At 43.5% G+C, this 24,609-nt stretch carries 23 protein-coding genes; 10 read left to right on the top strand and 13 right to left on the bottom strand.

The features are described 5' to 3' along the window. The first annotated feature begins 3 nt into the window (after positions 1-3). From CYL31_RS17455 to lodB, 3 genes are all read left to right on the top strand, one after another. A complete protein-coding gene (locus tag CYL31_RS17455; protein ID WP_212916419.1) occupies positions 4-1,215 on the top strand; it encodes a winged helix-turn-helix domain-containing protein in 1,212 nt (403 codons plus the stop codon). Between the two features lie 142 nt (positions 1,216-1,357). Beyond that, positions 1,358-3,541 carry a CTQ-dependent lysine 6-oxidase LodA gene (gene lodA / locus CYL31_RS17450; RefSeq protein WP_212916418.1) on the top strand — a complete coding sequence of 728 codons (2,184 nt, stop codon included), beginning with the start codon at positions 1,358-1,360 and terminating at the stop codon, positions 3,539-3,541. Between the two features lie 2 nt (positions 3,542-3,543). Then, a complete protein-coding gene (gene lodB, locus CYL31_RS17445; protein ID WP_212916417.1) occupies positions 3,544-4,662 on the top strand; it encodes a lysine-epsilon-oxidase maturase LodB in 1,119 nt (372 codons plus the stop codon). A gap of 18 nt (positions 4,663-4,680) precedes the next feature. Here the strand turns inward: lodB and CYL31_RS17440 are convergent, their stop codons facing one another. Together CYL31_RS17440 and CYL31_RS17435 are read right to left on the bottom strand one after the other, a co-directional pair. After that, positions 4,681-4,998 (bottom strand): helix-turn-helix domain-containing protein, encoded by a 318-nt coding sequence (locus CYL31_RS17440; protein WP_212916416.1) that lies wholly within the window; start codon positions 4,996-4,998, stop codon positions 4,681-4,683. A gap of 320 nt (positions 4,999-5,318) precedes the next feature. Continuing rightward, a complete protein-coding gene (locus tag CYL31_RS17435; RefSeq protein WP_212916415.1) occupies positions 5,319-5,783 on the bottom strand; it encodes an Lrp/AsnC family transcriptional regulator in 465 nt (154 codons plus the stop codon). 147 nt (positions 5,784-5,930) lie between these two features. On the opposite strand from CYL31_RS17435, the gene CYL31_RS17430 reads away from it, so the two are divergent. Next, positions 5,931-6,908 (top strand): hypothetical protein, encoded by a 978-nt coding sequence (locus CYL31_RS17430; protein WP_212916414.1) that lies wholly within the window; start codon positions 5,931-5,933, stop codon positions 6,906-6,908. 94 nt (positions 6,909-7,002) lie between these two features. On the opposite strand, the gene CYL31_RS17425 is transcribed toward CYL31_RS17430, so the two are convergent. The 6 genes from CYL31_RS17425 to CYL31_RS17400 all read right to left on the bottom strand — a co-directional run bounded on the left by CYL31_RS17425 (position 7,003) and on the right by CYL31_RS17400 (position 14,618). Further along, entirely contained in the window at positions 7,003-8,301 is a 1,299-nt protein-coding gene (locus CYL31_RS17425; RefSeq protein WP_212916413.1) for a TRAP transporter large permease, read from the bottom strand. Between the two features lie 2 nt (positions 8,302-8,303). Beyond that, a complete protein-coding gene (locus CYL31_RS17420; RefSeq protein WP_212916412.1) occupies positions 8,304-8,822 on the bottom strand; it encodes a TRAP transporter small permease in 519 nt (172 codons plus the stop codon). After that, a complete protein-coding gene (locus tag CYL31_RS17415) occupies positions 8,822-9,808 on the bottom strand; it encodes a TRAP transporter substrate-binding protein (RefSeq protein ID WP_212916411.1) in 987 nt (328 codons plus the stop codon). The genes CYL31_RS17420 and CYL31_RS17415 overlap by 1 nt, the downstream gene beginning before the upstream one ends. A gap of 66 nt (positions 9,809-9,874) precedes the next feature. Beyond that, positions 9,875-10,993 carry a beta-galactosidase BglB gene (bglB, locus tag CYL31_RS17410; RefSeq protein WP_212916410.1) on the bottom strand — a complete coding sequence of 373 codons (1,119 nt, stop codon included), beginning with the start codon at positions 10,991-10,993 and terminating at the stop codon, positions 9,875-9,877. 205 nt (positions 10,994-11,198) lie between these two features. Continuing rightward, a complete protein-coding gene (rhaI, locus tag CYL31_RS17405) occupies positions 11,199-12,491 on the bottom strand; it encodes an L-rhamnose catabolism isomerase (RefSeq protein WP_212916409.1) in 1,293 nt (430 codons plus the stop codon). Between the two features lie 36 nt (positions 12,492-12,527). Then, the gene (locus CYL31_RS17400; protein ID WP_212916408.1) at positions 12,528-14,618 is read right to left on the bottom strand and encodes a bifunctional rhamnulose-1-phosphate aldolase/short-chain dehydrogenase; all 2,091 of its coding nucleotides are present in this window, start codon (positions 14,616-14,618) and stop codon (positions 12,528-12,530) included. A 237-nt stretch (positions 14,619-14,855) separates the two neighbouring features. Here CYL31_RS17400 and CYL31_RS17395 point away from each other — a divergent pair, with 237 nt between their 5' ends. The 6 genes from CYL31_RS17395 to CYL31_RS17370 all read left to right on the top strand — a co-directional run bounded on the left by CYL31_RS17395 (position 14,856) and on the right by CYL31_RS17370 (position 22,030). Continuing rightward, complete coding sequence (locus CYL31_RS17395; RefSeq protein ID WP_169459278.1) at positions 14,856-15,638, top strand: DeoR/GlpR family DNA-binding transcription regulator; 783 nt, start codon at positions 14,856-14,858, stop codon at positions 15,636-15,638. Positions 15,639-15,700: 62 nt separating this feature from the next. Next, positions 15,701-16,696: a rhamnose ABC transporter substrate-binding protein gene (rhaS, locus tag CYL31_RS17390; protein WP_212916407.1), complete on the top strand. Its 996-nt coding sequence runs from the start codon at positions 15,701-15,703 to the stop codon at positions 16,694-16,696. A 108-nt stretch (positions 16,697-16,804) separates the two neighbouring features. Next, positions 16,805-18,304 carry a sugar ABC transporter ATP-binding protein gene (locus tag CYL31_RS17385; protein ID WP_212916406.1) on the top strand — a complete coding sequence of 500 codons (1,500 nt, stop codon included), beginning with the start codon at positions 16,805-16,807 and terminating at the stop codon, positions 18,302-18,304. After that, positions 18,298-19,296, top strand: a complete 999-nt coding sequence (locus CYL31_RS17380; protein WP_212916405.1) for an ABC transporter permease — start codon at positions 18,298-18,300, stop codon at positions 19,294-19,296. The genes CYL31_RS17385 and CYL31_RS17380 overlap by 7 nt, the downstream gene beginning before the upstream one ends. Positions 19,297-19,304: 8 nt before the next feature. Further along, positions 19,305-20,324: an ABC transporter permease gene (locus CYL31_RS17375; protein WP_205113485.1), complete on the top strand. Its 1,020-nt coding sequence runs from the start codon at positions 19,305-19,307 to the stop codon at positions 20,322-20,324. Further along, on the top strand, positions 20,321-22,030 hold the full coding sequence (locus CYL31_RS17370) for an L-rhamnose mutarotase (RefSeq protein WP_212916404.1): 1,710 nt from the start codon (positions 20,321-20,323) through the stop codon (positions 22,028-22,030). The genes CYL31_RS17375 and CYL31_RS17370 overlap by 4 nt, the downstream gene beginning before the upstream one ends. Positions 22,031-22,162: 132 nt before the next feature. On the opposite strand, the gene CYL31_RS17365 is transcribed toward CYL31_RS17370, so the two are convergent. The 5 genes from CYL31_RS17365 to CYL31_RS17345 all read right to left on the bottom strand — a co-directional run bounded on the left by CYL31_RS17365 (position 22,163) and on the right by CYL31_RS17345 (position 24,605). Beyond that, entirely contained in the window at positions 22,163-22,396 is a 234-nt protein-coding gene (locus tag CYL31_RS17365; protein ID WP_212916403.1) for a hypothetical protein, read from the bottom strand. Next, complete coding sequence (locus CYL31_RS17360) at positions 22,393-22,851, bottom strand: Tse2 family ADP-ribosyltransferase toxin (protein WP_212916402.1); 459 nt, start codon at positions 22,849-22,851, stop codon at positions 22,393-22,395. Before CYL31_RS17360 ends, CYL31_RS17365 begins: the two co-directional genes overlap by 4 nt. 459 nt (positions 22,852-23,310) lie before the next feature. Further along, complete coding sequence (locus tag CYL31_RS17355; protein ID WP_212916401.1) at positions 23,311-23,586, bottom strand: helix-turn-helix domain-containing protein; 276 nt, start codon at positions 23,584-23,586, stop codon at positions 23,311-23,313. An 81-nt stretch (positions 23,587-23,667) separates the two neighbouring features. Further along, on the bottom strand, positions 23,668-24,045 hold the full coding sequence (locus CYL31_RS17350; RefSeq protein ID WP_212916400.1) for a hypothetical protein: 378 nt from the start codon (positions 24,043-24,045) through the stop codon (positions 23,668-23,670). A 128-nt stretch (positions 24,046-24,173) separates the two neighbouring features. Further along, entirely contained in the window at positions 24,174-24,605 is a 432-nt protein-coding gene (locus CYL31_RS17345) for a hypothetical protein (protein ID WP_212916399.1), read from the bottom strand. Positions 24,606-24,609 lie beyond the last annotated feature (4 nt).

Raw genomic sequence — 24,609 nt, 5'->3', positions numbered from 1 at the left:
AGTATGATTGAGTTCAAATTTAATAAAGACCTCTCCCGCTTGCGTCGTTTGGCTTTGACATCTCAAGGTTTGCTGCAAGCTAGTCCGTTTGGTAATGGGCTGACTGGCGCGCGTAAAGCCTTGATTCATTTAGGTTACGTGCAGATCGATACTATTTCTGTGGTGGAGCGGGCGCATCACCATGTGCTGCATTCAAGAGTACCTAAGTTTGAACCTTCGATGACCAATAAACTGTTGCTGGATGGCGATGTGTTTGAATATTGGTCTCACGCAGCAGCGTTTTTGCCCATGGACGATTTTCGTTTTTCCTTGCCTTACAAGCATGCGATTAAAAGCGGTCAAACCCACTGGTATAAAGATCCTGATAAAAAGCTGATGTCAGAATTGTTGGCTCGCATTACGACTGACGGACCACTTCGTTCTCGAGATATCGAAGCTAACACTAGCAATAATGGCGCAGGCTGGTGGGATTGGAAGCCAGCGAAGAAAGCCCTTGAGCAACTTTATATGCAAGGGGATCTCATGGTTTGCAATCGTGAAGGCTTTCAGAAAACCTACGATTTAACCGAGCGAGTTTTGCCTTCCCATGTTGATACTACAATGCCTAGTTTGGAAGAATTTGCGAACCATTTAGTTGATCAGCAATTACGTTGTCACGGTCTTGTTACCTTAAAAGGGCTGACCTATTTACGTCGTAATACAGGGCTTCGCAACGCTGTGAAAAACTTAGTTGATGAGCGCTTGGTGCAAGGCTTGTTAGAGCTGGTAAAAATCCCTAATGGCGATGTGTTTGTAATAGAACCGGACGCACTGGAACGCCGCTTACCTCGATTGAATAATCGTCTATTGATACTCTCGCCCTTTGATAACAGCGTGATTCAGAGAGACCGGCTCAAAAGTCTGTTCCAATATGACTATCAGATTGAATGTTATGTGCCAGAGCCCAAACGCCAGTATGGTTACTTCTGTCTGCCACTATTGTTTCGAGGGGAATTTATCGGTCGTATGGATTGCAAAGCCCACCGAAAAGAACGCCGTCTCGAAATCAAATCGCTATACCTAGAAAAACAGAGTTTTGATGATGACATGGTGATTAGCGCCTTCGTTGAAGCCATTAAAGCTTTTAGCGAATTCCAACAATGTGATTCTGTGATGCTAACATCCGTTGAGCCTAAGCATTTAATGCAAATTCTAATTAATAGATTGGGTCAGTAGTAAAAAATCCCCCTCATTTATAATCTTCTTTCAGACGTAACTGACACCAAAGTGACACTGTGGAAAGCCTTTTTGCCTGTTTAACTGAAATGGTCTCAACTAAGACATTGACGGATTTCAGTTTCAAAACAGGAGTATCAAAATGGCGCTTTCAATTCACCCTTCGGTTGGTATTGCTCGTTTGGGCAATGCAGATGGCAATGATTTTGTTTTAAACCCTATCAAAATTGGCGGCTTGCCTTATGAGCATGATGATAATTTGCAGCCAACAACGGAAGTTATTTATTTTAAAGATGAAGCCGGACGTGTTCGTCGTCAGGGACAGGTATTTAAAGTGTTGGATGAACAGGATCATGAAATCACCTTGGATTCCGCGAACGTTAAAAGCATTGAGTGGAATGTTCATTTAGCTAATAAAAAGGCAGCATGGTATGCATTTAGTGAGCTGAACGGAAATTTGCTGTACGGCGAAGCAAATAGTTATAAAAACCGCGGCATTGAGTGGCGAAATCCCTCTGTGACCAGTGAACCTGAGAGACAAAAGCTTATTATTGACCTAGGCCCTCGCACTGTTTCAGGTAGCTTAAAAAGCGCTGAGTTTGATAAAGACAATATCCCGAGCAACTATACGAAAGCATCTTATCCTGGTCCTGTGCTGCAAGGGGAAGATTTTAAGAGCTTAGGCACCTTGTTGACGGATGATAAGGGGCGACTCATAGTGCTGGGCGGTTATGGCCGTGCCGGAGGTAATACCGATTTAGAAGGGTATGGCGGTGGTGACGAATGGTTTGACGATATATCTGATGGTCCTGTTACTTGCGTAGTAACTTACACTGATGGCTCTCCAGCGCAAACAATGAAAGCTTGGGTTGTTGTTGGTTCGCCTGATTTTGCCCCTGAAATTGTTAATATTTCTACGCTCAATGACACGTTTTTTGATGTGGGTGTCCGTCATTTCGATTTAGTCCCAAATATGTATGCTCATGGGGAATTTAATAATGGTTTTGTTGCCAATTTTGAACGAGACATTCAACCCATCATTCATCGTATTAGCCAATACCAGTGGGTTGCCAATGTTCAGTCGATGAGTGGTTTCTTTTCTTATCAGTTTGATTACCGCGATAACAGCGATGGCAATAAGCCGAATAGGATGAAGTACTACAATTACTTTCGGCAACTAGATAATAAAGTTATTGGCGATTACGATCAGCCACAACAGACTCTTATGAGCTCTTCATCAGAAGGTGAAATGCTACCTATGATGCCCATGAATTCAGGAAGTAATTCGGTTAAAAGTGCTAATGCCTATGATTTAACTGACAATGTGGTTGAGAAGTTTCTCGCTTTAGATGCCACACAAATGTTTTTGTTGGAGCAGTGGGCTGAAGGCAAATTTACCTTAGGTGCTACAGACGCTTTACCTGTCAATGAAATGGATGCGGCAAGTATTGGCAATTGTGTTGGTCTGCCAATGTGTCCAGGTATTGAAGTTACTTGGAGCTTACAAAACTCCAAATTGTATGAATCTGCTTATCAGATAAAGCATTTTAAGGACGATTATTCTCAACAAGGGTTATCACCGAGTCGAGATGAATGTGAAGGCGGAGGTTGCGAACCGGGTGATTTAACGAAACGTATGGCGTGCCCTTGGCAAGCTGACTTCTTTAATTGCACGGTACAGGTAGTTAATTTCAGTGAACCTAAAGTGAACAAAGCGACACAGGTAGAAACGTCCTTATCGCTTACGAAGTACAACTGGAAGGATTTGCCCGATGGCGTGAAAGTACCTAAAGAATACCAAGTGTTAGCGACACAAGATGTGGAGGAGAAAACGCCACTTCCGCCAGCATATTACAGCTATTGGTGGCCACCACAAAGCCCTTGGGATGTATTAACAGGGGAGTTGGATGTGACAGGCCAACTGAATAGTCACCTTCCTGCTGGTCAACAGATCAATTACGCTCGCGGAATTAATAGCTATGGGCAAATGGTTGAACACTGGTCCGCTTTAGCTTTTATTCGGGATCGTAATGCAAAAAATGAAGGCTTCCCTTATTTTACGGAATCAGAAAGAAACCATGAGTTGTTTGATTTTAAGGAAGTGGGGGTTGGGCAAATTAGTGGTAACTCAGAAGATAACGATACCACCATACCGGTATTTTTTATCAATACGAATAAAGTGTCGTTGGATAAGTTAAAAGGTGAAACCGACAAGAAGGAAACGAAAAAAGGCAAACTAATGACACAGTACTTCGAGGAACGAGCGTTTAAACCTGTTCGTACTAAAAATACCCTTCATCGCTCAGGAACTAGGATGAGGGGATAGTTATGGATAAATACGATGTCATTGTGATCGGAGGTGGCCCCGCTGGGGCCGCTTGTGCGCTTTCGCTGATGCGGCACCACAATAAAAGCGTTTTACTGCTAGAGCGTAGTGATTTTACTCAGCAGAGAATTGGTGAGCAGGTTTCTCATAGTATTTTTGATTTTGTGGATTATCTTGGTCTTTCTCCAGAGGACTTTGGAGCGGATTGTTTTGTTCCAAACTACGGTAAAATCAGTTACTGGGGAAGTGATATTGCGAGTAGCCACCACAGTTTATTTACCGCGCAAGGACAAACCTATCAGCTTGATCGTGCTGTGTTCGACGAGACTTTATTGATGACTGTGGTGGAGCGTGGAGGCACTATTATTCCACGCTGTAAACAAATCAAAGTGGCGCAGCAAGGTAGTGTTTGGCAGGTACAATTATCACACCCAGCACAAGGCGATTTAGATTTTCAAAGTGATTATTTGATCGATGCTTCTGGCAGGCAAAGCAAATTAGGGGGGGAATTAGGAATTGAGCGTACTGTGACAGATCAGCTTGTTGGTGTTGGTGCATTTATTCATCATCCGCAGCGGGTGTTTGAGCAACAACAAAGAATTGAGAGCTGTGAATATGGCTGGTGGTATATGGCGGGGCTGTCTAAAGAGCTTGCGGTAGTAACTTGTTTCACTGATGTGGATCTGATGAAAGAGATGAAGCTCAACCGTCAAGCAATATGGAACACCCATCTTGCCAAGACAAACGCCATTGCACCCTATTTACAAGGCAGTCATTCAACACAAGCCAGACTTTGGGTGAAACAGGCCAATAGTCAGTATTACTCTTCCGCTTTTCCAGAAAAATTTGTGGCAGTTGGTGATGCTGTGGCGTCTTTTGATCCAGTATCTTCCATGGGAATTGGATTCGCCATGAGCAGTGCTTGTCATGGTGCCCATGCCTTAATAAGTGCCGAAGAGGGCGTGGTCCAGTATTATCAAAATGATATCCAACGGATTTTTGATGAGTATTGTGAAATTAAAGACCGTATTTATCAAAAGGAGCAACGTTGGGTGGGCCTGCCTTTTTGGCAGCGTCGCGCCCTTTTTGCCAGTCTGGAACGAAGTGTTGTGAACGTGTAATAGAAATGTTTTATAAGTCTATTTTTGTATCTCCTTCACTCGCACTCTTTCCGATTTTTGGGGAGTGTGTGAGGATGAAGGGTGGTCTGAAGGGGCATTTTTAGCATCATTGATTAAGAGGGTCTCAACTGGGATATCGTAAAATTTAGCAATGTGCGCTGCTGTTCGATAAAGTACATTCATGCCCAATTCCGCACGCTTAATTGAAGACATAGAAACCAACAGCCCTTGTTTAAGGCATTGTTCTGCAAATTTTTCTTGGCTTAAGCCACAGCGTCTTCTTTGTTCTTTTAGCAAACTAACATTTAGTGGAATGCGCCCATCCTTGTTGCTCATATGTCATCCTTAATGTTGATGAAAGTGTTCTAAAGCGTTCAAATAAAATGATCGCAGAAGAGCACAAAGTATAGTCACTCACTGTGAAATTAATAATATGCTCTTTAGGCTGAAAAATAACAAGTAATCTACTTACTTCTGGTGGAATGCACAGAAAGACTAAAATGGGGGCAGCAAAGTTTGCAGATCGGAAATATTCAAAAAGGTACTCGGTGATTATCAAGAAAATTGGCAATATTTAGTTTTTAAGCTTGGCTGATTTACTAAAGCTAAAAAATAGCGTGGTGAATTGTCTTAGTATCAGCTCTTAGTCGGCATTTTTATTCACTTAAATGAATTTCTGTAGAGGACTTTACCGTTCGAAGTGATACCGAGGTCTGGAATTTTCGGATATTGGCTTCTGTGTGAAGTACTCGGTCGACAAAGCTTTCATAAGCCTGGATATCTGGCACAGTGACAACCATCATAAAATCGTAGCTGCCAGTTATTTGGTAGCAATGTCTAACTTCTGGGGCTTTGCTCACGACGCGCTTAAAAGCGTCATACACATCTTTTCGGTCTCGCTCCATTTCTACTGACACCAGCAAAGTCAGCTTATTCCCGCTCAATTCTGGATTTACAATAGAGACATCACCCACAATGATGTTGTCATCTCTCAGTCGTTTTACTCTTTTATGGCAAGCTGGTGGTGATAAGCCTACTTCTTCGGCCAGTTCCACGTTTGCGATACGATTATTTCGTTGCAAGATGGCTAGGATCTTTCTGTCTATTTTGTCTAATTCCATAAATTTCTCAAAATAATAATTATACGAAAGAAAATTTCTTAACAGATTTTATATTAGAAATATTTAGCGTTATCAATTATTAAATTGATCGACATATTTCCTCTTATCTCAATAGACTTCATTTATAAATTGTTTGGAGCAAGATAAGTGAATAAACGCATATCCCGTTGGGTTGGACTTTTGTGGAATGGTCTCTGGAAAGAGATCATTGATGTCACCTGGACGCTTTATAAGATCATGATCCCGATTATTATCGTGATCAAGGTTATTGAAGAGTTTGGTGGTATAGAACTGCTAAGTAACTGGTTGAGTCCTGTTATGTCTTTAGTTGGTTTGCCCAGTGAGATGGGCTTGGTGTGGGCAACAACGCTCGTTACCAATATGTACGCTGGGCTTGTGGTATTTATGAGTTTAGATGCCAATCTAACCGTCGCTCAAGTCTCTATTTTAGGAACGTTATTGCTGCTAGCACACTCATTGCCAGTAGAAGTGGCGGTGGCTAAAAAAGCCGGAGTAGGTATTGTTGCAACACTGGTGATTCGTCTTGGTGGTGGTTTATTAATGGGGTGGATACTTCACCACATTTACCAAAGCGGAGATCTATTAAACACAACTGCGCAGACTGTTTGGAAACATACACCAACCAGTGATCCTAGCTATATAGCGTGGGCGCTTGACCAACTTCAAAGTCTTGCGATGATTTTTGTGGTGATCGCTGCGTTAATGACACTGTTACGTTTGCTGAAATTACTTGGCATCGAAAAACTCATGGCAATATTGCTTAAGCCGATTTTGTCTGTGCTGGGCATCAGCAGAGAAGCCACCAATTTGACGATTGTTGGCATCACGCTAGGTGTTTCTTTTGGTGGAGGTTTGCTTATTAACGAAGCAAAGCGAGGACATATTTCTCCGCGGGATATTTTTGTCGCCATGATGCTACTCAATCTACTTCATAGCTTGATTGAAGATACGCTGCTGATTCTGTTAATTGGCGCGGACTTTATGACTATTTTCTGGGGACGGATAGCGTTTGCAGTGGTAGTGATTGGGATTCTAGTTTTTGCTCTCAAACGAATGGATGAAAGCACTTGTCGTAAGTACTTGTATAAAAAAATCAGCGAGTAACGCTTCTACTGTTAAAGATAAACAGCATGAAAGTTTAGCGCTTCCATGCTGTTTTTTTTGATACCGAATTTAACTTTAATTCAAAGCTATTTATTCAAAGCCCAAACAGCGTTGGCAAGTATAAGGTGATGATTGGCACGTAGGAGATAAGTGCAAGCAAGCTAAAAAGCACCAAGTAGAAGGGCGCGAGGGCGACGATGACTTTTTCGACTTTTACCTTGGCAACAGTAGCCCCGACGAATAAGCCAGTTCCGACAGGCGGGGTGATGGTACCGATGGCTAGGTTGAACACCATGACAACGCCGAAGTGCACAGGATCGTAGCCAACTTTCATGGCAATCGGTAGCAAGATCGGCGTGAAGATCAAAATCGCCGGCCCAATATCCATAAAGCAGCCAATAACCAGTAATAAGATATTAATGATCAGCATGACCATGACTGGGTCGTTAGAAATCCCTAGGATCAAAGCGGATATCGCTGCCGGAATACCTGTGAATGCCATGGCAAAGGATAAGGTGGCAGATGCTGCTAAAAGCAACATGATGGTGCCAGTAATGTGCGATGTTTCGATTAGGAACTTAGGCAAAGCGCGAAGCGGTGTGGTTTTATGGATGAAGAACGCCAAAATCATGGTGTAAATGACTGCAATACCTGATGCTTCTACAGGCGTCACTACACCCATAACAATCCCACCAATAATAAACACGATGAGAAACAAACTAGGAATGGCATCAAGAGTTATCTTAATGGCTTCTTTAAAGGGTACTCGATCTGACAATGGGTACTTGCGCTTTTTGGCAATAATAACGGTGACTAGCACCAAGCCCAACGCCCAAATAACACCTGCTACAGCGCCGCCTAAAAACAAGGCTGCGACAGACGTACCACCGGAAATTAATGAGTAAATGATAAAGGCTGTGGTAGGTGGCACCAACATGCCTGTTGGGGCAGAGGCAATATTCACTGCTGCTGCAAAGGATCTGTCATAGCCTTCTTTGGCTTGAATCGGCACCATGACGCTACCAATTGAAGTCGACGCCGCAATGGCAGAGCCTGAAATACAGCCAAATAATACGTTACCCGCGATGTTAGTTTGCGCTAAAGAGCCCGGAATGCGTCCCGCGAGCAGTTTGGCGAAATTAACCAAGCGAATGGCAATGCCGCCGGAGTTCATAATGACACCAGAGAGAATGAAAAATGGTACGGCTAACAGAGAAAAACTGTCTAAGCTGGCAACCATTTTTTGCGCGGAAGTAAAAAGCGCCATATCCACAGGCACCATCATGGTAACAGCGGCTAAGGAAGAAGCGACTAGGGCAATCGCAAGAGGCAAGCCCAATAACGCCAACACAGAAAAGGTAATGATAAGTACAAGACTCGCTTCACCAGCCATGTTTATTCTCCCATGCTTAGTGGTTGATCGATATCAGAGTCAGTCTTGGTGTTCATTGGCTCTTTTAATACATCAATCAAATTCAAAATAGCGTACAAAATCAGCAATACTCCGCAGGCCGGTAACGCTGCGTAGTAACTTCCCATTGGAAGTTGCAGCACAGCCGTAAGCTGTTTAGAGGCAATTTGCATGCTATGTAAACCGCCTAAAATCAGTACATAAATACTAAAAATAATAAAACTGATAGGAACCAGCAGCTTAAGAAATTTGCGGAACTTACCGCGCGCAATATCGCGCAGTAAGTCAATGGCCATGTGCGAGCCACGGCCAGCAGAATAAGCGGCTCCTAATAGAGACAACCAAACCAATCCTAGTCGCAAAATCTCTTCGGTATAGGTCGAAGGGTCGTTGAATACATAGCGACTAATGACTTGCCAGCACAACACTCCGACCATACTGATCAATAAGAGTGAGCAGGTTGTCCCTAAACAAATATCTAGGAAACGTCTTATTTTTGGCATTACTTTGACTCCGCTTGCTGGCGGATTGCCTGATAAACCTTATATTTTTCCGGATCTGATTTTAGCTCGTCATACATCGGCTGAACGGCCGCTTGGAACTCCGCTACATCTGGGTAATAGAAGGTGACGCCAAATTGTTTTTCACTTGTTGCTTTCGCTTCATTGACCGCTTGTGCCCACGCTTGCTTTTGGAACTCTGTGGATTCTTTCGCGGCTTCTTGAACGGCTTTGCGCTGCGTTGGAGTTAGTCGATCCATTGTCGCTTTAGATATCAAAACGATGTCAGGCACACGAGAGTGCACATCGTAGGAATAGTTTTTTGCCACTTCCGCATGGCGAGCAATGGTCAAAGCGAACTCGTTGTTTTCCGCACCATCTAATACGCCTTGCTGAATAGACGAATACACATCAGCTTGTCCCATGGCGATAGGCGAACCACCGAGCATTTTTACCATCTTGATAGAGGTTGGGCTTTGCATGACGCGAATTTTTAGACCTTTTAGATCTTCGACATTGCGGATGACTTTTTTCGAGGTGTAGAAGCTACGAGCACCGCTGTCGTAATACGTTAGACCTAAAATACCTTGGCCTTTTGAAGATTCATAAATCGGCGTGGTGATTTTAGGGTTATCCATTACCTTATAAAAATGCGCTTGGCTATCAAACAAGTAAGGCATAGAAAATACGCCATATACAGGCGAGAAGCTTTCCATTAGGCCGCCACTGACTTTGGTCATGTCTAACAAACCGGCTTGTAGTAGTTCGACCATTTCCCGTTCGCCACCTAGTTGGCTATCAGGGAAAAAGGTGACGGTGACATCGCCTTTGGTTTTTTGATCGACCAATTCAGCAAATTTTTTCATCGCTTCTACGGTTGGTGTGGCATTACTGGCATAACCGAAACGCAAGTTTTCTGCGTAAGCTGACGCGGATGCCACGCCCAAGCCAATAAGTGCTAATGCTGTAGTAAGTAGTTTGATTTTCATTTTCTTATCCTTCTTATGTTTATTTTTTTCTTAAGAAATTGATAGCTGAGTTTCCTTTAACCTCAGCTAGATATAGCGACGTAAATATTCACTAAGGCATAAAATCGCCATTGCTTGCCCGTAAGGCATAGAGGTGATTTTGATGTTTTTGTAATACTCTAAATCGTCGCCCATGGCGGTACCAAATGAGGTATTTTGCAGCTCGCCTTGCGCGTCAATGTTGCCATAGACCGCTTTAATTGCTTTTTCGGCAACAGGTAAGTAGTCACTAGAGAGATAGCGTTTGCGAACGGCTTTTAAAATGCCATAGGCAAATCCCGCGGAGGCTGAGGCTTCTAGATAAATGCTGCTATCGTTTAGTAAGGTGTGCCAGAGGCCATCGCTGTGTTGTAGCTCGCTCAGGGCTTTCACTTGACGTTCTAAAGTTGAAAGTAAGAAACGGCGAATGGGGTCGTTCTCGGCCAAATCTAATAATTCGATGAATTCTGGAATGACGATAGTGATCCAGCTATTACCGCGGGCCCACAAGGCTTCGGCGAAGTTGTGGTTGCCTTCGAAGGTCCAGCCGTGGAACCACAGGCCGCTTTTGGTATCCATCAGATATTGGATATGAGTCAGAAACTGGTATTTTGCTTCTTCCACGTAATCCGGTTTGTTGAGCAATTTACCGATTTTAGCGAGCGGTAAAACACTCATCATTAAGGTGTCGTCCCACATTTGGTTGTGGTTCACGCTGTTATAAACAATGTGCTGAAGACCGCCTTCTTGTACGCGCGGCATTTCGTACATGACCCATTCTGCCCATTCTTCCAGATAAGGAATCCAAGACTCTTTTGGCGTACGTTCATGCAAACAAGCCAGTGTTAAAAAAGGTGCAACCGTGTTGATGTTTTTAGTTGGCGTGCCTTCACTCAGGCGTTGTTCGAACCAATCGTGAATAATTTTTAGCGTGTCTGGGTTGTTGGTGAGCTGCCAATATTTGAACAAGCCATATAAGCCAATACCATGCGTCCATTCCCAGCCAGCCCAGCCTTTGGTGTCGATCACTCGGCCATCTTCAAGGCGTAGCAGAAAGTCACCAGTGGTGTCTTCAATGTTGATGAGGTTTTGAGTCAAAAGATCGATTGTCTCTATGACTTGATTGCGTGAAACAACATGCTTTTTTTCTCTTAGTAATTCATGCATTTTCAATCCTTTTTTTATTTTTGTACTTTGTCATCTGCTAACTCAATATAAGCGACAAAGCATTATCTTGAAACGAATGATTTTATTTTATTTCCCATTTAAAATATTTTAATAAAACATTGTTTCTAAAATATATTTGATCAAAAAAATATAGCCTCATTTGAAAGCTATATTTTTTAATCGCTCGCTCTTTTTATCTGTTTTACTACACAATCCCTGAGCCAGTTTTATTCGGATCTGCTGGACGAGCCTTAGCGACGGCAGCACGGTAGCCACTCGCTCGATAACAGCTAACAGGGTCGATGGCACCACCTGCCTGTAAACGGGCCATTTGTAAGATTGGCTCAACGTCCATGTTATAGGCTTGCTTTAAGCTGGCCTGTGCCATCATTGGGTCGTTTGCTTCTTGGTATTGAGTTAAGGCTTCGCGATCTACTAATAAGCTTTTCACAAAGGCGCGTTGCACTTCGGCAGCGCTGTACATCAAGCTTTCCACAGGGTCGGTCACGTTGTGTGATTGATCCAGCATGTAAAATGGGCTGTACGAAGGATCTTGGCTGCGGATGTCTGTTAGTTCATTGAAGATCAAAAACAACTGATAAGGATTGATAGAGCCGCTGTCTAAATCATCATCACCGTATTTACTGTCGTTGAAGTGAAATCCGCCCAGCTTGCCGAATTGCGCAAGACGACTGACGATCATTTCGATATTGACGTTCGGTGCATGGTGGCCCAAATCCACCAGAGACAAACAACGCTCGCCGGTTTCTTTCGCGGCAAGGTAGCTGCTGCCCCAATCCTGAATCACGGTCGAGTAGAATGCAGGCTCAAAAATTTTATGTTCCAACAGCATGTTCCAGTCGTCTGGCAGGCTGTTGTAGACCTCTTTGATGCTTTCTAAATAATGCGTGAAGCTGTTTTTAAAGTGTTGTTGGCCGGGGAAGTTGGAGCCATCGCCCACCCAAACGGTTAGTGCTTTAGAACCGAGCTTTTGGCCTAATTCCACCACGTCGATGTTATGAGCAATAGCCTGTTCACGCACGGCTTTGTTGGTGTGCGTTAAACTACCAAATTTATATGACTCATCCTGACCGATTTGGTCTTGGAAAGTGTTGGAGTTCATCGCATCAAAGTGTAAACCGTATTGTTCGGCGTACTGGCGCAGTTCCTTTGGATCTTTTGGTCTGTCCCAAGGAATATGCAGAGAAACGGCTGGAGTAGCTTGTGACAGTTGTTGGATAACAGAACAATCATCTAGCTTTTCGAAAATATTGCGTGGCTCGCCTTTGCCTGGAAAACGGGCGAAACGCGTGCCGCCAGTGCCAACACCCCAAGAAGGTACGGCAACGGTAAATTGCTTAGCTTGTTCTAAAATAGAGTCGATTTTGATGCCGGAGCGATCCAGCTTTTCCGCCAGCGCGTTGTAATCACTTGTGACGGCGGCTTCTTGCTTGGCGTTGTGTTCTTGCAGCAAGTTTTGATCAATTAATTGTTTCATGATAATTCCTTTTTATTGTTCTTTTTAATCAATGCTCTAGCGAGTAAACGACGGTGCGTGACCCGCATCGACATTAAGAATATTCCCCGTCGATTTCGACGACGCATCAGACGCAAAGAAGTAAATGGCTTCGGCAATATCTTCAGGAAAAACATTCAGCTTTAACATGCTGCGTTGTCGATAATGTTCTTCTAAATCATCGGTAGACAGTTTATAAGCGCTGGCTCTTTCTTCTTTCCATTTACCAGTCCAAATTTTTGAACCTCGCAACACTGCATCCGGGTTGACCACATTGGAGCGAATACCAAGCGGTGCACCTTCTAGAGCAACACAGCGGGCAAGCTGAATCTCAGATGCTTTTGCAACGCAATAGGCGCTGGCGTTTGCACTGGCAACCAAACCATTTTTACTGGCGATAAACACCATGTTGCCGCCCATGTTCTGTTGTTTTAGCAGACTAAAGGCTTCACGAGCAACTACGAAGTAACCTGTTGATAAGATGCTTTGGTTTTTATTCCATAGAGCAAGAGTGGTTTCTTCTAATGGTGCAGAAGACGCAATACCTGCGTTGGAAACAACAATGTCCAAGCCGCCAAATGCCACAGCGCAATGTTTTACCGCACGGATAACATCGTCTTCGTTAGTCACATCCATCTTGATACTAGACGCGCAATCTTTGCTAAATTCGCTGTTCATATTCGCCTGAGCGGTCTTCAGAGCGTCTTCGTCTATGTCCATCAGTACGATATTAGCGCCTTCTTTGGCGAGACGTTTTGCTGTCGCAAGACCAATGCCGCCAGCGGCCCCAGTCACCAAGGCGATATGACCAGCCAAGGACTTGGGTTTTGGCATGCGTTGCAGTTTGGCTTCTTCTAATAGCCAATATTCAATGTCGAAAGCTTCTTGTTCTGGCAAGCCGACATATTCGCTCACACTGTCTGCGCCGCGCATGACATTAATGGCGTTAACGTAGAATTCCCCTGCGATTCGTGCTGTGGCTTTGTCTTTGGCAAAAGACAGCATGCCGACGCCAGGTATCAAATAAATTACTGGATTTGGATCGCGCATGGCAGGGCTGTTATCGCGTTTACAGCGGTTGTAGTAACCCGCGTAATCTTCACGGTAATCAGCAAGGCTTTGGTCTAGTGACTCGATCACTTCATCAAGGTTGTCGTTTTCTGGATTGTAATTGACCACAAATGGACGAATTTTGGTGCGCAAGAAATGGTCTGGGCAAGAGGTGCCAAGCTTGGCAAGTCGGTCTAAGTCTTTCGAATTGACGAACTGTAGTACTTCGTCTGAAGCGTTGAAGTGACCAATTTGACGTTGTTTTTCGCTGGTTTTGCCACGAATCAATGGCATTAAGCTAGAAACCACTTGTTGGCGTTTTTCATCAGGCAGGGTTTTAAATAACTCGCCACCAAAGGCTGCTTTGCCTGCGCTTTGTTGTTCCAGCCATGTTTGTGCTTTGTTAATAATGTTCAGTGAGTTGAGGTAACAATCTTTGTTGCCATTTGACCAAGTGAAAAGACCGTGGCTTTCTAATACAACACCTTTAAGGTGAGGATTCTCGGTGGCGATTTTATGCAAATCCATACCCAACTGAAAACCCGGACGACGCCAAGGAAGCCAGCCAATTTCACCGTTAAAAATGTTTTCAGTCAGTTGTTTGCTGTTTTTGCTTGCCGCAATAGCAATTACCGCGTCTGGGTGAAGGTGATCCACATGGAGGTAAGGTAAATACGCATGAAGCGGCGTATCGATACTGGCGGCGCGGGAGTTTAGGTTGTAAGTACAATGCGGAAGGTAAGCGACCATCTCATCTTCAAACTCAAGCCCGCGATAAAGCGGCAAAAGCTGATTCAGTTTGTCCATATATAGAGTGGAAAAGCCATCCAATCCCATGGAGCCAATATCGCCGCCAGAACCTTTTACCCATAATACGGTGGTCTTTTCTCCAGTAAGAGGGTCGTCCATTTGCAGCTTTGCTGAGGTATTACCGCCACCATAATTGGTCACGCGCATGTCAGAACCAAGCAAGTTTGATCGATATTGCAATAATTCGGGTTCAGTCAGAAGGGACGCGTCAGCATCGTTCCAAAGATTGGGTAGTAAGTTAGTAGACATCGTTTAACCTCAAGTTCCGTCTTTTTTATGGCCTAAAGCGTTGTTTTATGGCTATTAATCAAAGACTTTAAATTTATTTTTGTTATGCACAATCAGCGGGTTAGAATGATCGATAGCGTTCATACTAGAACAAAAATAATCATTTTCAAGCATTTTTTATCTTTTTACATATATTTTGATCGATAGTGCTTGATAATGATTGAAAATAAATTATATTGATTATCGAGGATTTAATCGATGCACGAAATTGAAAGGCATAGAGTGATCTTGTCTGAAGTTGAAGCTCGACCTATTGTGACGGTAGCGCACCTAGCCGACGTGCTAGGCGCTTCAGAAGCAACGGTTCGAAGAGATATCAGCTTTTTAGACAAGCAAAAGAAACTACGTCGGGTGCGAGGAGGGGCGGAAGCCATTAATCCTCCTTCTGATGTGAGTTTATTGGGAAGGCCTTACTCGGTTAGTCAAACAATTAACATGGACATAAAGCGTTGTATTGCGAAAGCGGCGGTGGATTTATTATCGGACAATATGTCAATAATGATCAGCGGCGGCACAACGACAGCGGCTATGTCTGAGTTTATGCGTGGCTTAAAGCTGCAAGTGCTGACCAATTCGTTTTCCATTGCTGATCAGTTGATTAAAAAGAGTAAGTGCAGCGTTACCGTGCCGAGCGGAAAAATCCATCGGGAACAGAATATTATTTTGAGTCCGTTTCCAGATGATATTTCCAACCACACCTACGCTGATGTTCTTTTTATCGGTGCATATGGCATTAATTCTCACGGTGTGATGGAGACAGATCCACAAATCGTACAAGCGGTAATGAAATTGATAAATCGAGCAGATCAGCGGGTGCTTTTGGTTGATAGTACAAAATTTCAAAACCGATCAAGTATGATCATTTGTCCTCTTTCACAGATAGATATCGTCATCACGGACGATGGAATAGATAACAAGAGTAAAGAAGTGATCAAAGCGGCAGGCTGTCGTTTGATCATAGTAGAAAAACAAAAACAATAAACCGCGTCTCGGATACGACAACTTCTTGTTGTGTGACGATGAGCGCGCTCTTGGAGATAATTATGAAAAACAAACTCATCACGGCATGTGTGTTGGCTTCTGCAACTTTATTTGCTTCTGGTACGTATGCAGCGGATCAGGTTCGAGTGGCGTTGTTAGTGAAGGCGTTAGGTATTGGCTTTTTCGAAGCGGCGTACCGCGGTGCAGAAGAAGCCAAGAAAGAGTTAGGCGATGTGGAGGTTATTTACACTGGGCCAACTTCGACCACAGCGGAAGGCCAGATTGAAATCATCAACTCACTGATCGCGCAGCGTGTTGATGCGATTGCCGTGTCTGCAAACGATGCGGATGCCTTGGTTCCTTCCTTGAAAAAAGCTCAACAACGTGGCATTAAAGTCATCTCTTGGGATTCAGGCGTAGGCAAAGAGGGACGCCAAATTCACTTAAACCCTTCCAGTAATAGCCTAATTGGCGAAATGAACGTACAGCTTGCGGCTGACGCCATTAAAGCCAAAGGCAAAAAGTCCGGTACTTTTGCCATCCTGAGCGCAACGCCAACCTCGACCAACCAAAATATTTGGATTGGTGAGATGAAAAAATCTCTCAGTAAATTCCCTAACTTAAAACTTGTTGATACCGTTTACGGTGATGACTTAGCGGATAAGAGTTTCCGTGAAGCAACAGCCTTGATCAAAAATCACCCAGATCTAGATGTCATCGTGGCACCAACTACCGTTGGTATTTTGGCCGCAGCGCAAGCTGTTAGCGACATGGGCTTAACGGGCAAAGTCTATGTGACAGGTTTGGGCCTACCTTCTGAATTAGCAGGTCATGTGCACAGCGGTGCGATTCATAGCTTTGCAATCTGGAACCCAATCGATCTTGGTTATTCAGCAACCATGCTGGCGTACAACCTTGTGAAAGGTAAAGGTACGAAAACCGAGATTCCAATGGGTCGTATGGGTACGCTTGAAGTAGACAAAAATGGCGACGGCGCAATGGCGAAGCCCTTTATCTACGATGCTTCAAACGTTGATGAATTCTCTTCTATTTTCTAGTCGCTATTAACCCTCTATCAGCCTCCCTTTGTGTCTTTAAAGGGGGGCTAGGATGGGGGACTTGTTCAATAATTTCATAATGAACCAATAACAATAAGAGCTGCCGTTATGAACAATGCAATTTTTAGTTTAAAAAAGGTGAGTAAGGTTTTTCCAGGCGTGAAAGCGTTGGATGGTGTCGACCTTCATCTTTATCCTGGCCAAGTGACTGCTTTGGTCGGTGAAAACGGTGCAGGTAAATCGACGCTGGTAAAAACCATGACTGGCATTTATCAGCCGGATGGTGGGGAAATTATTTTTAACGGCAAGCCTGTGCAGTTTCATTCCCCTCACGATTCTTATGCTTTAGGCATCACTGCGATTCATCAGGAAACCGTTTTGTTTGATGATTTGACGGTGGCAGAGAATATTTTCTTAGGGAACTATCCGCTGACCAAACGCTTTTCTATAGATTGGGCTGCGATGGAGGCTAGATCACAAGAAATTCTGTCGTCAATTAATGCCCACATGGACCCTAATCAAATTTTACGCGAGCTAAGTATTGGCCAGAAACACATGGTCGGTATCGCTCGCGCTTTGTCAGTTGACGCCAAAGTGGTGATTTTGGATGAGCCGACGGCGGCCTTGTCTCATCATGAAATTCACGAATTATATGAATTGGTGAATACCTTAAAAAGCCAAGGTAAAGCGATTCTTTTTATAACCCACAAGTTCGATGAGATTTTTACCTTGGCGGATCGCTATACCGTGTTTCGTGATGGTTCTTTTGTGGGCGAAGGTTTTATCAAAGACACCAACGAGGCGCAGTTAGTGGAAATGATGGTAGCGCGCAGCATCGAAGCCACTTATCCGAAAAAAGACGTAGAAATTGGCGAGACACTATTAGAAGTGAGTAACTTATGCCACACAACTGAGTTCGCTAATATTAGTTTTAGTTTGAAAAAAGGCGAAATCCTTGGCGTTTATGGTTTGGTAGGTTCAGGCAGAACGGAAGTGATGCAGGCTTTGTTTGGCACTACGGATCATGTAACTGGCTCTGTCAAAATGAATGGTAAAGAAGTGATTATTCACTCACCGAAAGAAGCCATTGATAACGGTATTGTTTATGTGCCAGAAGAACGTCAGAAACAAGGCATCGTGTTGGAATTGCCTATTTATCAGAACGTTAGCTTGCCGCAGATGGAACGTTTAGCGAAGCACGGACAAATCGACCAAGAAGGCGAAATGGCACTGGCTCGCCAATATTGTGAGCGCTTGCAAGTGAAAGCGTCTTGTTGGGATGAGAAGGTGATGAACCTCTCAGGCGGTAATCAGCAAAAAGTCGTTATCGCCAAATGGCTCGCCACCAACCCGAAAGTGATTATTTTGGACGAGCCGACTAAAGGTATCGATATAGGATCGAAAGCCGCGGTGCATGAGTTTATGTCTGAGCTGGTGGATTCTGGCTTGTCTGTGATCATGGTGTCGTCAGAGTTACCGGAAATTCTCGGCATGTCAGACCGTATTTTGGTGATGAACGAAGGCTTAATTGTCGGTGAATTATCACGTGCTGACGCGACGCCAGAGAAGGTGGTTTCGCTTGCGACTGGAGGCAGTGTGACATGTTAAAACGTTTAATTTACTCCCGTGAAGGCGTGCTCAGCATCATTGTGCTGGCGATGTTTTTTGGTGTTGGAGTGATCAGTCCTGATTTTATTAGCCTATCGAATAGTGTCAGTATTTTTAATGACACCTCAATTCTGATCATGTTAGCTCTGGGGCAGATGTTGGTGATTCTAACCCGTTGTATTGATTTGTCTGTGGCGGCCAATGTGGCTTTTACCGGCATGTTTGTGGCCATGGTGAATCAATATTTTCCAGAACTTCCTATGGCATTACTGATATTTTTATCCTTGTTTATTGGCGCCTTGCTAGGGGCGATTAATGGCTTATTTGTTTGGCTATTAAAAGTGCCTTCTATTGTTATTACCCTTGGTACCATGAGCATTTATCGTGGCGCGACCTTTTTGTTATCGGACGGCGCCTGGGTGAACTCTCACCAAATGAGTGAGTCTTTTATAGGTTTACCCCGCTATGAAATTTTATCCATGCCCGTGCTTGGCTGGATGGCCGTCGCTGCCATTATCTTATTTTTCTGGGCGATGAAGTTCAGTGTATGGGGACGTAATTTCTATTCTGCCGGCGGCAATCCAATGGCCGCATTTTACTCAGGTGTAAACGTGGGTAAGGTGCAATTTTATGCTTTTTTAGTGTCGGGTACCTTGTCTGGATTATGTGGTTATTTGTGGGTCTCGCGCTTTGCAGTTGCCTATGTGGACGTAGCCAATGGCTTTGAACTGCAAGTAATCGCGGCGTGCGTGATTGGTGGTGTGAGTATCGTTGGCGGTTTGGGCACTGTGGTGGGTTGTGTGATTGGCGCCTTATTTATCGGCGTGGTGAATAACGCCTTGCCAATTATTGGTGTCTCACCGTTTTGGCAAATGGCGATTTCTGGTTTGGTCATTATTATCGCCGTCATTGCCAATGCAACATCTGGCAAAGATAAGGCGCGGATTATCTTACGTAACCCCAATGCAAATGACGAAATACGAGCTAATTAGAGGCGCATATGGATACAACAATAAAAAAATCAGCAACGCCGGATTCAATGTTTACCAGCAAACTACAGGGCTTGCTGCGCTGGGAAAGTTTTTTGGTCTTAATCGTCTTTTTAGTCTGCGTGATGAATTCTTATTTATCCCCTTACTTTTTAGACCCTTGGAATCTATCGGATGCGACCTTTAACTTTACCGAAAAAGCCTTAATCGCTTTGCCGATGGCAATGCTGATTATCGCCAAAGAAATTGATATTTCTGTGGCGGCGATTATTTCGCTTTCCAGTACCTTGATGGGGTTAGTCGCACAAATGGGCGCACCCGTTTATGCGGTCGCATTTGTTGGTATTTTGGCGGGGGCGGCTTGTGGTCTGTTTAATGGCGTCTTGGTGACGCGTTTCAAGATTCCCTCCATTGTGGTGACAATCGGTACCATGAGTTTATTTCGTGGTATCAGTTATATCTTGTTGGGCGACCAAGTTGTACGTGACTATCCAGATGGCTTTGAGTTCTTTGGGCAGGGGTATGTTTATTGGGTATTCTCGTTTGAGCTGGTGTTGTTTGCCTTCTTTGCTTTGGTGTTTTATTGGTTGCTGCATCGCACTACGTTTGGCCGTTACACCTATGCGATTGGTAATAATCCGACGGCGTCTTATTATTCGGGGATCAAGGTGGATAAGCATCGTTTGATCCTGTTTACCTTGGTTGGTGTGATGTCTGGTGTTGCCTCTATTCTGCTTACTTCACGTTTGGGCAGCACGCGCCCAAGTATCGCCATGGGTTGGGAACTCAGCATTATTACCATGGTGGTTCTAGGGGGCGTGAGCATCCTTGGTGGCAGCGGAACCATTGCTGGCGTGGTGTTGGCGGTGATTCTAATGGGCTTGGTCACCTTTGGTATGGGGCTGTTAAATATTCCAGGCATCGTCATGACGATTATCGTTGGCGTGATGTTAATCACTGTTGTGAGCTTACCCGTACTGATTACTATGTATAAAACTTCCCTAAAACGAAAAGAGGCAAAAGCGTTATGAGATATGCCTCAGTGATGTATTTACACAAAGGCTGTGAAGAAGAATACAAAAAACGTCATGATGAACTTTGGCCAGAATTGGCGGAGCATCTTAAGCAACATGGCATCCGTAATTATTATATTCACTTGGATGCTAATGAGAGTGATCGAAACGAAAACCGATTGTATGCCACTTTCGACGCAGACGATCTGGATTCACAAGCCTTAGCGGATCATCCAGTGATGCAGCGTTGGTGGGAATACATGGCGGACATTATGGAAACCAAAACCCCATCGTTTGAACCTGTCGCCGATGCGTTGCAAGAAGTGTTTCGTTTTAATGTGTTGCAGCCTGATAAAACGCGCGTGGTGGCGGTTTTAGATATTGGTAAAACCAACATTAAGATCTGCCTAATGGACGGGCAAACTGGCGCGTTATTGCATATTGAAAAGCGTGTTAATGGCGTGGTTGACGTGCCGCCATATCCACATGTGGATGTGGATTCAATATGGCAATGGATCAAGGACACCCTGGCCGATTTAGCCCAGCGCTACTTTATTGCCAGCATTGCGATTACGACACATGGGGCAACCATTGCCTGTATGAAGGGCGACCAACTTGCCTTGCCGGTTCTGGATTATGAATACGATGGTGTGTCTGAGTTAAAAGAAGAATACGACGCTGCACGCCCAGATTTTAGTGAGTCTTTTAGTCCGAGATTGCCCCAAGGCTTGAACTTAGGTGCGCAATTGTTCTGGCAGCAAAAACGCTTTGCAGATGAGTTTGCAACAGTCGATTCGTTACTCTTGTATCCGCAATATTGGGGCTATAAACTCAGTGGAAATAAAGCCGCTGAAGTCACCTCGTTAGGTTGTCATACCGATCTGTGGAATCCGACCAGCTGTCAGTTTTCTACTTTTTGTGAACAACAAAAATGGGCGGAGCGCTTTCCTGAAGTCATAGAGACGGGCGCCAAGCTTGGTACCATCTTGCCTGACTTAGCCAAAGAAATTGGCTTGCCTACGAGTTGTGTTATTTTCAATGGCATCCATGACTCCAACGCCTCGTTAGTGCCTTACATCGGTCAGCCGATGGAAAAACTCACCGTAGTGTCTAGCGGCACTTGGACAGTTATCGCCACCATCAATGGCAAGCTGGATTCATTACACGAAGACAAAGACATGCTTGCCAATGTGGACGCTCTTGGCCGCGCTACCCCGACGATTCGTTTCATGGGCGGACGCGAGTGGGAGCAACTGCGCAGCCTCAGCAAAGCGACCTTAAGCGATGTGAACTTCATTTTAGAAAACGGTATTTTGGCTATTCCTGCCTTTGCCAAAGGCGGCGGGCCATTTGCCCACTGCGAAGGGCGTATTATTGACCGAGGCATTGAATTAACGCCTGCTCAGCAGTCTGCTTTGGCGGATGTGTACGTGGCTTTGATGACGGATTATTGTCTGGATCTGATGGACAACAGCGACACCGTGATTGTCGAAGGCGCGTTTAGCAATAACATCAATTTTCTCACCTTATTGGCTTGTATGCGCAACCAAAATGAAATCTACGCCTCTCGTGATGTTACCGGCACCTCCGGCGGTGCTGCATTGCTTTCTAACAAAAGCCTAAAACTAAAAGGCCGCCTCAGCCTTGCTTTGTGTGACGCACAAATAAAACCACTGCTGAACCTGTATCGTCAGCAATGGCGGGATTTAGTGGGAGAGTTATGAGGGGATGTCTCTTTCGAAAAATCCAATAAGTATCAGGTTTGAAACTTTAATACTTATTGGATTATAGATTTACTGCTAATGCACGCAGTCAGAATTTTTATTTTAGTTACTCAGTTAAGGCGATGATATACATTATTTTTTTCTTACCAGCCTGTTGTAAGGAAGAAGACTTTGGTTTTCTTTAGCAATTTTAGTGTATTCCTCTTCAAGCCAGCCTTGACAGTTTTCTAAGCAAAGTAAATGTTCTTCATAATCTGCAACGTCTTCAATAGTTTCACTCGATAAGAATTTTTCGTTATATGTTATTGAGTCATTTAACGCGGATACTAAGAGCATCAAATATTGCTCGGATATTTCAAGTTTCATACAGCCTCTTTTGCCATAAGAGCAGCAAGTTGGTTAAGTCGGTTTTTGAATTGAGATAGTGGCATATCGAAAGCGGGTGCTATCGTATAATGTGTTGCTCCCAAGCGTGAGTTAAGTCTGTCTTTCACGATAGCCAACCCGTGAGGAAGCACAGTTCCTTGAGGAATTTTATAATATTCCCATGACTTACCTTTGAAGGTGTTTGGTTTATCAAAGGTACTTATTCCTCTTGGTGTGGGGCGACACGATACCCATTTAATTCCAGCCTTAAGGGAAATAGATATGTCTGCAGGCCGCGGTTGACCATTTGAAAGAATTTTATCTTGTTCTACAAGACCAAACACTGTCCCTTGATCAGAGACTCTTTTAGCTCTCCATAGATTCACAGGGGACTTTTCGAAATATCGATCAATATCACCAGTAGAAATCAATATGTCCTTTAATATCTCAGCCATTCTAATACTCCATTTATAATTACTAACTAGCGGCAAGTTGTTGTTATGATAAGGCCCCATTTAGATTCGCATACTAACAGTACCATCATATTTACAAGGTGTTAGTTTTTATGAGTTTGGCTGCTACCCTGCAAACTTGGCTATACTTAAGTGAATTCTACATGAGCATCTAATATTGGGTAAAGTGCTGAAAACGAAATCTACGCCTCTCGTGATGTTACCGGTACGTCTGGCGGCGCAGCCTTGCTGTCTAACAAAAGCCTAAAACTAAAAGGCCGCCTCAGTCTCGCCCTGTGTGATGCAAACATAAGACCTTTGCTTAATCTTTATCGTCAGCAATGGCGCGACTTGGTGGTGGAGTTGTAGTGTCAAACCACTATCAACGCCTTACTCCGACACTGTCGTGAACACTTCATGAGGCGTTGCGGGTGGTTTTCTATAGTTTTGTAAATGGAAAAATCACACCAAACGGATTTCTAGTTTTTTACCCAGAGCAGTAGCGAAACGTTCAAGAGTCGATAGCTTTACATCATCAGAGTGGTTTTCAATACGAGAGATGGCGCTTTTTTGGGTGTGTAGTTTTAACGCTAACTCATCTTGTGTTAACCCTGCACTTTTTCGTGCTTCTTTGAGCAATACACCAAATTTAAAGGCTTGATAACCTTCCTCGTAACCTTCAGCAAAATCCTTATCGATGGCTTTGCGGTCTGCTAAATACTGTTTTAAATCACTCATGTTTCTTCCTCGCTAAATAGTCGTGACGACGACTCTCTGCAATCTTGATGTTTAGTATTTGTTAATGTTATGTGGCGACTATTAAAATGGAGGGTCTTTACTTTCTATATTGCTATGGTGGTAATTATCTATTATTTCTAAGGTTGACAAAAACTCGGGTGTTTCTGTATATCTTTCTAGTGTAGATAAATAAATATATCTAGATGGTGTGGGTAATGAGAAAATAAATAGGTCATTGATTATTTTGTTTGATACTATGATGAAGTCGCTGAAATTTTTTAAAAGTAGATTGTTTTTTTCATGGAAGTCACCAAGACCTTCTTCAAAAGAAATACAATTATTCTCTTTAAAGCTTAATAAATTAATTGTTTCATTTATAAAGTAGTATAATCTGAAAATCATTCCTTCTTTATTTTCTGTTGTGGTTAAATCTTGGTTTAAAACTCTTATTTTATTCAAGAAGCACATAAAAAAATCATCGTATTGGGCATAGTATTGAAAATTTACATAATCGTTTCTAGGAAATATTTTTTGGTACAACTGTCCTTTTTCATAAAATTCAATTTGATATTTTTTTTCTAATTCTACTAAGAAGTAAAAAAAAATTCTCTATGTTTGATACAGTTTTCAAATGAGTTCTTTGAGTCAGTTTGAGTTATCTGTGCCGCTGTTTGAACAGATCTATGATGGGCCGCTACTAGCCCTGTAAGAGGCAACGACAAAGCAAGTAGCCATACGGGAACTTTAAAGATTTCATATGTGTTAAATATACATGCTGATCTAAAGCAAACATCATAAGTCCAGAGCTGCTCTGCATGAAAAATCAGTCCAGAAAAAATAGCGAATGTAAGAGTAGGCAGTAGATAAGCAAGTTTAAAGAGCTTGAGCTGGCTAAGGTTTGGGTTATCGTTATCTGTGTCTTCTCTCCACCACGATGCAAGTCTTCTCAACATAGAAATTCCTTTAGCAGATGCTTTATTTTGTGATTTTTTTCCGTCACCATAAGTTTCAATGTTCAAGCAT

Source organism: Marinomonas sp. A3A, from assembly GCF_018336955.1.
GTDB lineage: Bacteria > Pseudomonadota > Gammaproteobacteria > Pseudomonadales > Marinomonadaceae > Marinomonas > Marinomonas lutimaris.
Note: the sequence above shows the minus strand (reverse complement) of the source record. Positions and strands in the feature narration are given on the sequence as shown.